Consider the following 11862-nt stretch of genomic DNA (forward strand, 5'->3'; position numbering starts at 1 on the left):
GCCTTTTTTCGGCTTATATCAGTTCTTCTGCTCGTTTGGGCACCAGCATTTTCAAACTGCCCGGCTGAATTTCGATATCGAGCGGCGTCTTTAAGTAGATCTCACCATCGGTATCGACATCCAATTCTTCTGTTGTTTTGATGGAAATGGATTTTCCTTGGTAATGGACGATATGCTCCAGTTCTTCAGCCACCACTTCGGGCTGCGACAATGAAAACCATTCACGCAGTGCAGCCAAAGAAGATGTTTGGATAATAAATAGATCCAGTAGGCCATCTGCCGGATCGATTGTGGCCAGCGGGAAGTTATGCGTACCGATCGATTTGCCGTTCATGACAAGAACCAGCACGCCTTCTTCCGCATAGGTAATGCCATCAATCTTCAGCTGTACTGGGAATGGCTCTGCCTGTCGCATGGATTGCAGCGCACTCATAAAATAGCTCAGCTTGCCATAACGCTCTTTTAGATGAGGATCAATATTTGAAGACGCATCCGTGATCAGCCCGATGCCAGCAAAGTTAAGGAAAGATCCACCATTGATCCGACCCGTGTCGATATCCCGGAATTCCCCATTGACCAATTCTTCCGCTGCCAAATTCAAGTCTAAAGGGATATTCAAGGTGCGTGCAAAATCATTGCACGTGCCGCTTGGCAATATAGCCATCGGGGGAGGGGCGGGAATAGCTGATAAGGCACGGACTGCAGAATGGACCGTCCCATCGCCTCCAGCGATAAACAAAATATCTGCATGGGTTGCAGCTGTCTGGCAGGCATTTTCGAACTCTTCGGGTGATCCAGTTTGGATAAGTTCGAGTGACTTGGAGGCTTCAGCCAAGTGCGGAACGGCCATTCGCAGTACGGAGTCTATCGTAGACGCTCCTGCGTTGCCGTTATACAATAAAACGGAACGATTGAACTTAGGCATTTCATGTGCCCTCCTGTACTTCTATTTATATATCTATTCCCACTAAGACAGATCCCGTAAACTATGGCAGACTACAAAAAATGAGGTGTCAGCATGACGATGAAATTATATTATCAGGATTCGGAGATTTCAGAAGCAATGGTAGAAGTGATAAAGACTGGAAAAGATAAAGCAGGCTCTTATGCTGTTTTGGACCAAAGCTGTTTCTATCCAGAAGGCGGCGGCCAACCGGCAGATACCGGCAACATCGGACCGGCAAACGTACTGGATGTCCAGACAGTGGAAGGAGAAATCCGCCATTATACCGATGTCGAGCTTCCAAAAGAACGTTTTGCTGCAAAATTGGACTGGCGAAAAAGATGGGATCATATGCAGCAGCATGCCGGACAGCATGTATTAAGTGCATTGTTTGATGACGTATATGGTTTGAAAACGCAAAGTTTTCATTTAGGAAAAGAACGTGTCTCCATCGATCTGGATTTGGATACAGTAACAAAAGAACAGCTGCAGGAAGTCGAAGATATGGCCAACAAAACGATCAGCCGACGCCTTGTGATTTCCACAAAGTGGGTCAGTCCTGCAGAAGCCGAAGAATTAAAGTTGAGAAAGCCGCCGGCAGTTGAAGGCGACATCCGTTTGGTTGGAATTGATGGCATTGATCTGAATGCGTGCGGAGGCACTCATCCCAAAAACACGTCAGACATCGGCCTGTTGAAGATCATCTCCACAGAAAAAGCGAAAGGCGGCACACGGGTTTATTTTCTATGCGGCAATCGGGCTTTAACGTATTTTAACTTTTTGATGGACACCACTGACAAATTGGTTGTTCAGTTGAATGCGCCGGCTTCTGAATTGTCCGAAGCTGCCGGGGCTTTGCTGGCTGAAAAAGCCACAGCTGATAAAACAATCAAAACCTTGCAGGAACAATTATTGAATCTGGAAGCGGAAGCGATTCTTCCAGACAATGGCGTTGTCGAAAAATTGTTTGAAGACCGGCCGATCAAAGAGCTGCAACAGCTCGCCCGTTATGTAATCAGCCGGCATCATGCGGCGACCGTGCTGTTCATCAGCCGTTCAGGGGATGATGTGCGTTTTGTTTGTGCAAAAGGTGAACAGGCGCCGGGCGATATGCGGGAAGTGCTGAAGCAACTGCTGGCATTGACGGATGGGAAAGGCGGCGGCAATCCTCAGTTTGCACAAGGCGGTGGCAAGACTGCTGAAGCACCAGAAAGATTCCAGGAGATTTTTCGGACAATGGTAAAGAATTTCGGATAAACTGTGTAACTTTTCCAGCGGATTGCTGTCTAATGGGAAAAGGGATGTCTGAAAGGGCGTGAAGCATCATGAAGAAGAAAATCTGGGCCATTGCAGCTGTCGTGGCTACAGCGCTTATTCTAGCTTTTGTTTTTCTCAATGATAAGGTGTCGGTGAGCGCATCTCCGGTGGCGTTAGCGGAGCAGGGCTGGAAAGCTAATTTTTCTTCTGCACTTCAGCAGGATGCTGTAAATAACGGCGATCTGTACATCACGGATGCAGAAGGTGAAAACATAGCTGCCGAAATGATCATCCACGCCAATGGCAAGACTTTGGAAGTGCCGGGGCTGGCCACAGGCGAATATCGATTGCATATCAAAAAAAAAGCCTTACAAAACAGTTTTGTAAAAAGCTTAGCAGCTACTGAAATAACGTTCGTTGTTCAGGAACAATTGGAAAAGCTGTCAGAGGAAGAAGAGCTGCGCATGTACTTTTCCCGGCTGATGGAAATGCAGCGAAATAATCCGCGATACGGTGGGGCCGTTGCAGAGAACAGTGAAGAGACGGCCGAATCCTCCGACTCTGCAGCAGGCGAAGCTGAAGGTTCTGGTGGAGGTCATTCAAGCACCAATAATCAGGTGGATGGGGTGGATGAAGCGGACTTGGTGAAAACGGATGGTTCGTATGTCTACTCGATCAGTGAGTCTCGAGTGGTGATTTCGGATGTCCGAAATCCGCAGGGAATGACAGTGGCTGCCGAGCTGCCATTTACAGAAGAAACTTATCCGCAGCAGCTTTTCTTATCAGGCGACACCTTGGTGGTTATGGGCAGCCGCTTTTCTGCCATGCCAACAGATGACTTTCAGCTGCCGGAGAACCAGTTGCCGCATTTGAACGTCACATCTGTTTCTTTATACGATGTCAGCAAGCCCACTTCCCCTCAGCTGATCCGCGAGTTTGGCAGTGAAGGGAATTTGAACGGTGCAAGGCTGACGAACAATGTCCTTTACTTTGTCACCAATGTTTACCCGGATTATTGGATCTTGGAAGAACAGAGTGAGTCTGAACTCCGGCCGCATCACTATGATTCGAAAGAAGGCGGGACCCTTCAACCGCTCCCTTACGACAGTATCGCGATTCTGCCTGGAACGATGGAAGGCAACTATAGCGTCATCACGGCGATCGACCTTGCTGCACCTGAAACCAACGACATTTCGACAGAAGGTTTTTTGGGCGGCAGTGAGCAGCTTTACATGAATGAAGAAAATCTGTATCTGACCGCTTCGGCCTATGTTCCGTTGGATGATGAATCGGTACGGAGCGGCAGAGAAACAATGATTTGGATTCCGGAACAAGCCAATACCGAGATTTTTAAATTCGGGTTGAACGGGACGGCTGTGGAGTTCCTGGCTTCTTCAGAAATAACGGGTTCTCTTCTTAACCAATTTTCCATGGATGAACACAACGGTTATTTCCGAGTGGTGACCACGGAAGGGATTGCTTGGGATCTCACCACACCATCGAAAAATCATTTGTTCGTTCTGGATGGACAAATGAAGCAGGTTGGATCAGTGGAAGATTTGGCGCCTGGAGAACGGATTTATTCCGCTCGCTTTATTGGAGATAAGGCCTATATGGTGACTTTCAAAGAAACCGATCCCCTTTTCGTCATTGATATTTCGGCGCCTTCTTCTCCGCAAGTGCTAGGAGAATTGAAAATACCGGGCTTCTCAAATTACTTGCATCCTTTGGACGACAATCATTTGATTGGTTTCGGCTATGATACGAAACTGGTGCCTGAAAAAAATGGAGAACCGCGCGTAGTCACAGGGGGCATGAAAATTTCTTTGTTTGACGTCAGTAACTTTAATGCCCCAGTAGAGAAAGATACGGAAATCATTGGAGGGGCAGGCACTTACTCAGCGCTTCAATACGACCATAAAGCGCTGTTTACGCATAAGGAGAAAAACTTATTCGGTTTTCCAGCTGCCATTTATAAAGAGACTACAGGCGATTACGTGGAATTTGAAGGCGAAGGTGCGTTGATCTACACCATCACGGCCCAAGGCATTTCACAAACCGCAAGCTTGGTCGAACAAACCGACAATCAGTACGAAGATTGGAACACTGCTGTACAGCGGATCCTCTATGTTGGTGACACGCTTTATACAGTCGCGAATGGTGAAATTAAGAGCTATGGTCTGGAGACATTTGAACCCATCAGCATTCTGAAATTTGATCAGTAGCAAAGAAGAGGCGGATTTTTATCCGTCTCTTTTTTTATATGTTTTTAATTAGCAGAAAAAGGGAAGTTGAGAAGTATTCTGAAAACTATAAATGGAGGGATACCGATGAAAGCCGTAACATTCCAAGGAACAAAAAACATGCAGGTGAAAGAAGTAAAAGATCCTGAAATCCAGAAAAATGATGATATTATCGTGAAAATAACTTCCACGGCTATATGCGGAACAGATTTGCATATTTATCAGGGCGCTTTGCCGACGACAAAAGATACAGTCATTGGGCATGAACCGATGGGGATTGTCGAAGAAGTAGGGTCAGGCGTCACCAAAGTGAAAAAAGGAGATCGCATTGTACTTCCTTTCAACGTCAGCTGTGGCCATTGTTTTTATTGCAGCCATGAAATGGAGAGCCAGTGTGATAATTCAAATGGCAACCCCCATTTCGACACAGGCGGCTATTTCGGCTTAACGGAACGCTATGGAGATTATTCTGGTGGACAAGCTGAATATTTGCGTGTACCTTACGGAAATTTCATGCCGCTTGTCATCCCGGAATCCTCTGAGTTGGAAGATGAATCACTCCTGTTCCTGTCTGACGTTCTGCCGACTGCTTGGTGGAGTGTCGAAAACGCAGGAGTGAAAAAAGGCGACACGGTTGTTGTGTTAGGCTGTGGTCCTATCGGGCTCATGACACAGAAATTCGCCTGGATGCAAGGCGCCAGCCGCGTAATTGCGGTGGATGAAATTCCTTACCGGATGGAACTTGCTAAAAAAATGAATAATGTCGAAATTGTTGATTTCAGTAAACATGACAATACAGGGGCTTTAATCCATGAAATCACGCAAGGCGGGGCGAATGTTGTCATCGATTGCGTAGGGATGGATGGCAAGAAATCGCCGGCAGAAGCAGCTCAGCAAAAATTGATGCTGCAAGGTGGTACTCTCAGTGCGATTGATATTGCAAAAGATGCCGTCAGCAAATTTGGTACGATTCAGCTCACAGGAGTTTATGGCTTGACGTACAATATGTTCCCTCTTGGAAATATGTTCGAGCGGAACGTCACCTTGAAAATGGGACAGGCTCCAGTTATTCACCTAATGCCGATGCTGTACAAAAAAATCGAAAACGGAGAATTCGATCCGCGTGAAATCATTTCACATATTGTGCCACTGGAAAGTGCCGCAGACGCATATCAGATTTTCAACGACCATCAGGATAATTGTACAAAAGTCGTCTTGAAACCATAATTATCGATTCATCTCCAACACACCATTAAACGCCCCGACGACCTGGGGCGTTTAATTTTTTGTCCATGTGCGTTATGATGAGTACAGAAACCGACCGCGAAAGGAGAGAGACACGTGGCGCAAATAGGAGAGACCCGGCGCGAACTCGCGTTGGATTGTTTTTTGCTGGCGGGCAGAATCATGATGGAGAGCGGGGCCGAAACCTATCGAGTCGAGGACACAATGATCCGGATGGCGGTATCGCAAAATATGGTGAACTCCCATTGCTTTGTTACACCAACAGGCATCATGTTTTCTCCAAGTGAAGAGCTGGCAACTCGATTTGTTCGAATCAATAATCGGAGCACCGATTTGGAACGGGTGGCACTCGTCAATTCCGTTTCACGAAACCTGGTGTCCGGTGAATATACATTGCAACAGGCTTATGATGAAATGCTGATGATTGACCAAACCAATTATCGATCCAGTATATGGGTGCAGACCCTGGCGGCTTCAGTGGCGAGTGCCTGCTTTTTTATTTTATTGGGCGGCAGTTGGATCAACCTTCCATTTGCTTTTGTAATCGGAGGAATCGGCTTCATCATTGTGGAAAAGATCCTGGAAGAAACGCGTGTTAAGATATTTGCTGAATTTATCGGGGCTTTTGTAATCGGGATACTTGCATCCCTCGCTGTCTATTCAGGGATTGCGACCAATTTGGATACGCTGATCATCGGTTCTATCATGCCGCTCGTTCCGGGATTATTGATCACAAATGCTGTACGGGATTTGATGGCGGGCCATTTTGTATCCGGCTTGTCCAAGGGAGCTGAGGCATTTTTGACGGCCTTTGCCATCGGTGCAGGAATCGCTTTAGTCATATCGTTTTAAGGAGGAAATCAAATGAATTGGCCATTGGAAGCGCTACTTAGTTTTTTGGCGGCAGGCGCATTTGGCGTCATCTTCAATGCCCCGCGCCGGACCCTGGTCAGTTGTGGACTGGTGGGCATGAGCGGATGGCTCATTTACCGCAGCTTCTTTCTGATCTTTGAGGATTCGGTCCAAGCCTCTTTTGCTGGAGCCTTTGCTGTTTCAATTGTGGCACATTTGCTGGCGAAGAAGTTCCGGATGCCCATGATCATATTCAGTATCGCGGGAATCATTCCATTGGTTCCGGGAAGCAAGGCATACAACGCTATGCGCAACATCGTTGAAAACAATTACCTGGAAGCTATCGCTTTCGCATCCGAAGCGTTAATGATCTCCGGAGCTGTGGCAATGGGACTGGTTTTTGCAGAAGTGATGATGCAACTGTTCTTCAAGCGGCAGGCAAAAAGAATACAAAGAAAAATGGGCCTGACACAAGAGTGATTCTTGTTAGTCAGACCCATTTTTAATTTGTGGAAATGAGAGATTGAACAGGCGTTTCCGCTTTTCTAGTTAGTTCAACCATTTCTCCAAATCTGCTGCTGTCATCGGATGGCCGATGATGTAGCCTTGAAGGCTGTCGCAGCCCATGGCGCGCAACAGTTCAAACTGTTCATTGGTTTCAACGCCTTCAGCGGTTACTTGGAAGTCGAGTGATTTGCCGAACTGAATCATGCCGTTGATCAGTTTTTGTATTTTTTCCTGTTTAGTGATGGATTGAATAATCGTTTGATCTATTTTTAATGAAGAAATTGGCAGCATAAGCATATAGCGGAATGAGGCGTAACCTGTTCCGAAGTCATCTAACGCAAAACTGATGCCTTCTTGTTGAAGAGTCTTCATTTGAGACATAATCGAACGTTCCGCTTCTGCTTCAAGTGCAAATTTCTCTGTGATCTCGATCATCAAGGAACTTGCTTTGCAGTCATTGATTTTTAATTGTTCAAGTACCATCTTCGCCATGTCTTTGTCTCTGAACTCACGGATAGAAGAGTTGATGCTGATTTGCAAGTCGATGTCCTTGGTTTGCCATTCTTTTAATTGACGGCAGGCAGTTTCGACGACAAAGCTGCCGATTTCATTGATCAAGCCATTTTCTTCAGCAATCGGAATCAGTTCGTCCGGTGTAATGACACCGATTTCCGAATCAGTCCAACGCACCAACGCTTCTACGCGCTCCACTTTGCCGTTGTTCAAATTGACCTGCGGCTGGTAGAGGAGCTGTAAGTTCTTGCGGTCCAAGGCATAGATGAGCCGTTTTTCGATAAATGCTTTACGGTTCAGCCGCTCGTGGTCATCAGATGTCAGTGCGGCAATGGCACTGCCTCCACGGTCTTTCACTTTTTTGATGGTCGCATAGGAAGCTTTGATCAAATGCATGAAATTCTGCTGATCTTCAGGGTATTTCGTGATGGCACCGCTGATGGTCAATGGCACTGCTGTACCTTGAAGGTAAATCGGGTGCTGCTTCAGGTAATGAAGGAAGCCTTCGATAAACCAGTTGCTCAACGGTGTAACCAATGCAAATTCGTGCAGGCCAGCACGCGTGATGATCGAATCGGAAAAATACATCCGAAGGCGCTTAGTGAACTCGATGAGCAGCTCGTTTTCTGTATCCGTATCCGAGACGTCGCGCAATGTGTAAAAACGGTCAATATCCAGGAAAACAAAGGAGAAATGACGTTCTTCTTCTATGTATTCATTTACGACCTGTTCAAGGCGATGGCGATTCTCAAGGCCGGTAACCGGATCAATAAAAGCAATTTCTTCGAGATGCTGCTGGGCTTTCTTATTGGCGGTTATGTCTTTTTCCAGGAAAATGTAATAAGTATCATCACCGGAAAGCTGCATCGGAATGGCCGTTAAGTCCACCCAGTAGATTTCTCCATCTTTTTTCACTTTTTTCGCTTCACCGTTCCAGACATTTCCTTGTCTGAGAGTGGACAAAATTGAATCGACAAACTGAACGTCTTCTTCACTGTCTCCGAACATATGCCAAACAGGCTTGCCCAAAATACGTTTTGGTGTCCACTTGCTCAACTTCAAAAACAGTGGGTTCGCATAGGTAATCAAAAATTCCTGATCGAAATAAAGCAACATGAAAGAGTCGTCCAGACCGTTCCGCAAATGGTTTAATTCTTTAGCGGGAGAACCGTCTTCATCGGTTTCGTCCAGTTCGTAGATGGTCATGACATACTGCTCGTCGTCGGCTGTATAGGATTTGGCTACAACTGTTGTATATGCTTTTACTCCGTCGCCCATTTCGATTTCCACATCTTCAAATCTGACCGGTTCCTTAGTCTTTAGTAACTTGTCCCAGGACTGCTTGTTCAACGCTGCTTTTTCGGGATTCATATAAGGAGAGAGCTGTCCTTTGACAGCTTCGGATTCTATTTGGAAAACACGTTCAGCATGCTGATTGCACCATGCAATGAACCCATTTTTATCCATGATGATGATGGGGAATGGAATATGGTTGAAAACGAGGGTATCGGCTAATTTTCCTTGCAATTCGCTCATTCTTTGACGCTCCTTAACCGTAGTCTATTCTTATTATAGAGAAGAAAAGGTCTATCGTCATCCTTTTCAAAATAATCTCTATGACAAGTTTATGGTTTTTTCACTATCCTTTAGCCGATAATCGTGAGAGAATAGGCATAAATCATAAGAAAATTGAGGTAAGAGTATGTTAAAGAAAATTTTTGTATTATTATTCCTGATTTTTATAATTCCTTTTTCAACTCTGGCACATACGACTCTATTGTCATCGACACCTGCTGAAGGTGAAAATTTGACGGAAGCCTTAAAAGAGGCGGAACTGGTTTTTGGAACAAGAATTGAAGAAGGCAGTACGATGACAATTGAAGGAGAAAACGGTTCTTTTGAATTCGACAGTATTGCTATTGAAGGGGATACAATGAACGGCATTTTCAGTGAAACCTTGGAAAATGGATCTTATCGTATTCTTTGGAATATCATTGGAGAAGATGGACACCCGATAGAAGGGGAAATCGCTTTTGGGGTAACTGTTGAAGAAGAGGAAGCTCCGGTTGCCGCTGAAACAGCCGAAGAGCCGGCAGAGGAATCTGCGGCACCTTCAGAAGAAGTGGCAGAACAACAGCCTGAAGAAGGCGGCAATTTACTGGTAACGATTCTGCTTGTGGCGGCTGCTGTTTTAGTCGTCTACGGAATCTTTAAGTTGCTCAAGAAGAAAAAATGATGTCTTTCTCCGCAATTGCCGATGTCTTGCTGTATGTCGCTTTTTCGTACCTCGCAGGCTCGATTGTACTCCAGTTTATCCCGGATGACCGAAAGCCATCGCTATCCACTTCCAAAATTCTGCTGCTGCTCAGTACGGCCGGTGTTATCGTGCTGTCCTTTATGCCGGTCTATGAATTGGCTTTATTCCTGCAGAGCAGCCAAGGATGGGGCGAGGCTTATCAGAATGCCATTACCGGGTTCCGGGTAGGGCAAGGCTGGTTGATCACAGTGCTGCTCAGCATCATTTTGGGAATCTCCATCTATTTGGGGGGCAGCCGTTATATTCAGGCGCTGTACTTATTTTTACTTATTTTGACCGTGGGCTTTTACAGCCACATTTCCACGCTTGATTTGTGGGCCGGCTTCGCTCTTCATTCCATCCATGTTCTTTTCATGGCAATGTGGGCGGGGGTTCTGCTCCATGTAAGCTGGTTCGCAAAGGATGGCTCAAATTGGCGGCGCTTTCTGTCCTGGTTTACGCCTTTTGCGTTTTTCTGTGTGGCAGCCGTCATAGGCAGCGGCATCATTATTATGTTCTTTTTTGTGGCGCCGGCCGATTATGCGAATTCCTGGGCATTGCCTTATGGCCAATTGCTGTTGCTGAAGCACCTAAGCATTATTCCGGTGCTGTTGGCGGCTTTGATCAATGGCTTTCTCAATAAGCAAAAAGTTTTCCGGCAGTCTTGGCTAAAACTTGAAAGTACCCTGTTGCTGCTTGTTTTTGTTTTTACTGCGTTTATGAGCAAACAGGCTCCTCCTCATGACGTTAATGACACACTCCGGATTGAAGGCGGAGCTTGGTTTTTGGAGGGATTGGCGGGACCATTATATATCCCGCTGGCAGCCGGATTGGATTGGACATTGAACGGCTCACTGCTGATGGGGCTTGGCTTGCTGCTATTGGCTATGATGCTGTTGAGTTTTTTCCGACAGCTGAATGCTTGGCTGTCATTGCTGTTCAGTCTCGGCTTTATCATTTGTTTCTACGTGGGCTTAATGATGAATCTGTCATTCTAAATAATTAATGGCCAATCTTTCGGGATTGGTTTTTCTATTGGAAGGAAAGGAGAGCTGATATGGAACGTCTAAAAGGAATAGCCATGATATTAATCGGAGCGATGCTGTGGGGAGCCTCGGGTCCTTTGATGGAATGGACCATGGAAGTTTACGGGATTTCCGTTCCATTTCTTTTAACTATACGATTGACGGTGGCGGGCCTTTTCCTGCTTCTTTTCTTGAAGCTGAAAGGCGTGCGGATTACGGCCATTTTCCGCAACAAAATGTGGATCCGGCCTTTGCTGATATTTTCCGTATTGGGAATGTTGGGTGTCCAGTATAGTTTTGTCGCTGCCATCGAAGCAAGCAATGCAGTAGTCGCCACTTTGATGCAATTTTTGGCGCCTGTCTATATTATTGCTTTTGTTTCTCTAACACATAAAAAATTGCCGCCGGTCTACCAAATTATCGGAATGGCAGGAACATTAGCGGGATTGTTCCTGTTGCTGACCAATGGCAGGCCTGACCAACTGATTATTAGCGGAGAAGCATTCTTCTGGGGAATTCTCGTCGGACTGGCTTTCACATTTTATACGCTTTACCCTGCACAGCTTATGCAGGAATGGGGCGTCCTGCTCGTTGTCGGCTGGTCGATGCTTTTTGGCGGAATTTTTTTAGGGCTGGTAAATCCTATCTTCCTTTCAGATGAATGGCCGGTCTTGGCCCAATGGCCGGTAATTGGATCCATATGTGCCATCATTGTCGTCGGCACAGCTGCCTTTATCTTGTTTCTAAGCAGCATGCGCTACATTACGGCCGTCGAAACCAGCATTCTTTCATCCATGGAACCGTTGACAGCAATGGTCATCTCCGTGTTCTGGTTCGGGCAGGTGCTGTCGCCGATTCAATTGTTTGGGGCATTCGCCATGCTGGTGTTTGTCACCTGGTTGTCGCTTGCCGGCAATCCAAAGAAGAAAACTGCACAGGTGAATTAGCATAAGGATTCGGTTCTTTGGCGCGGATCAATAT

Annotated in this window: 10 protein-coding genes; 8 read left to right on the plus strand and 2 right to left on the minus strand. The window is 46.2% G+C overall.

Translation table 11 applies throughout. The features are described from left to right. Positions 1-13: 13 nt before the first annotated feature. The gene (locus QMA01_RS10710; protein WP_290183957.1) at positions 14-925 is read right to left on the minus strand and encodes a diacylglycerol/lipid kinase family protein; all 912 of its coding nucleotides are present in this window, start codon (positions 923-925) and stop codon (positions 14-16) included. A 93-nt stretch (positions 926-1018) separates the two neighbouring features. Here QMA01_RS10710 and QMA01_RS10715 point away from each other — a divergent pair, with 93 nt between their 5' ends. The 5 genes from QMA01_RS10715 (at position 1019) to QMA01_RS10735 (ending at position 7020) form a co-directional block, all read left to right on the plus strand. After that, positions 1019-2200 (plus strand): alanyl-tRNA editing protein, encoded by a 1182-nt coding sequence (locus tag QMA01_RS10715; protein ID WP_290214954.1) that lies wholly within the window; start codon positions 1019-1021, stop codon positions 2198-2200. Between the two features lie 68 nt (positions 2201-2268). Then, positions 2269-4425, plus strand: coding sequence for a beta-propeller domain-containing protein (locus QMA01_RS10720; protein ID WP_290214955.1), 2157 nt, complete (start codon positions 2269-2271; stop codon positions 4423-4425). 105 nt (positions 4426-4530) lie between these two features. Further along, positions 4531-5670 carry a zinc-dependent alcohol dehydrogenase gene (locus QMA01_RS10725; RefSeq protein ID WP_191713462.1) on the plus strand — a complete coding sequence of 380 codons (1140 nt, stop codon included), beginning with the start codon at positions 4531-4533 and terminating at the stop codon, positions 5668-5670. Positions 5671-5784: 114 nt separating this feature from the next. Continuing rightward, complete coding sequence (locus QMA01_RS10730) at positions 5785-6540, plus strand: threonine/serine exporter family protein (protein ID WP_191713463.1); 756 nt, start codon at positions 5785-5787, stop codon at positions 6538-6540. A gap of 12 nt (positions 6541-6552) precedes the next feature. Then, positions 6553-7020: a threonine/serine exporter family protein gene (locus QMA01_RS10735; RefSeq protein ID WP_191713464.1), complete on the plus strand. Its 468-nt coding sequence runs from the start codon at positions 6553-6555 to the stop codon at positions 7018-7020. A gap of 69 nt (positions 7021-7089) precedes the next feature. Here QMA01_RS10735 and QMA01_RS10740 read toward each other — a convergent pair whose 3' ends face one another. Further along, complete coding sequence (locus QMA01_RS10740) at positions 7090-9096, minus strand: bifunctional diguanylate cyclase/phosphodiesterase (RefSeq protein WP_191713465.1); 2007 nt, start codon at positions 9094-9096, stop codon at positions 7090-7092. A 166-nt stretch (positions 9097-9262) separates the two neighbouring features. Here QMA01_RS10740 and QMA01_RS10745 point away from each other — a divergent pair, with 166 nt between their 5' ends. Genes QMA01_RS10745 through QMA01_RS10755 form a run of 3 tightly spaced genes read left to right on the plus strand, consistent with a single transcriptional unit; the run spans position 9263 to position 11828 of the window. Further along, positions 9263-9796 (plus strand): copper resistance CopC family protein, encoded by a 534-nt coding sequence (locus QMA01_RS10745; RefSeq protein WP_203338999.1) that lies wholly within the window; start codon positions 9263-9265, stop codon positions 9794-9796. Next, on the plus strand, positions 9793-10854 hold the full coding sequence (locus QMA01_RS10750; protein ID WP_191713467.1) for a copper resistance D family protein: 1062 nt from the start codon (positions 9793-9795) through the stop codon (positions 10852-10854). Before QMA01_RS10745 ends, QMA01_RS10750 begins: the two co-directional genes overlap by 4 nt. A 59-nt stretch (positions 10855-10913) precedes the next feature. After that, the gene (locus QMA01_RS10755; RefSeq protein WP_290214956.1) at positions 10914-11828 is read left to right on the plus strand and encodes a DMT family transporter; all 915 of its coding nucleotides are present in this window, start codon (positions 10914-10916) and stop codon (positions 11826-11828) included. Positions 11829-11862 lie beyond the last annotated feature (34 nt).

The organism is Planococcus notacanthi (genome assembly GCF_030407825.1).
Classification (GTDB): Bacteria; Bacillota; Bacilli; order Bacillales_A; family Planococcaceae; genus Planococcus; species Planococcus notacanthi.

Bases quoted from the DNA above. Each gene is read 5' to 3' on its own strand.
- QMA01_RS10740 (WP_191713465.1), bottom strand. From the start codon at position 9,096: ATGAGCGAATTGCAAGGAAAATTAGCCGATACCCTCGTTTTCAACCAT.
- QMA01_RS10725 (WP_191713462.1), top strand. From the start codon at position 4,531: ATGAAAGCCGTAACATTCCAAGGAACAAAAAACATGCAGGTGAAAGAA.
- QMA01_RS10745 (WP_203338999.1), top strand. From the start codon at position 9,263: ATGTTAAAGAAAATTTTTGTATTATTATTCCTGATTTTTATAATTCCT.
- QMA01_RS10720 (WP_290214955.1), top strand. From the start codon at position 2,269: ATGAAGAAGAAAATCTGGGCCATTGCAGCTGTCGTGGCTACAGCGCTT.
- QMA01_RS10755 (WP_290214956.1), top strand. From the start codon at position 10,914: ATGGAACGTCTAAAAGGAATAGCCATGATATTAATCGGAGCGATGCTG.
- QMA01_RS10715 (WP_290214954.1), top strand. From the start codon at position 1,019: ATGACGATGAAATTATATTATCAGGATTCGGAGATTTCAGAAGCAATG.
- QMA01_RS10710 (WP_290183957.1), bottom strand. From the start codon at position 925: ATGCCTAAGTTCAATCGTTCCGTTTTATTGTATAACGGCAACGCAGGA.
- QMA01_RS10735 (WP_191713464.1), top strand. From the start codon at position 6,553: ATGAATTGGCCATTGGAAGCGCTACTTAGTTTTTTGGCGGCAGGCGCA.
- QMA01_RS10750 (WP_191713467.1), top strand. From the start codon at position 9,793: ATGATGTCTTTCTCCGCAATTGCCGATGTCTTGCTGTATGTCGCTTTT.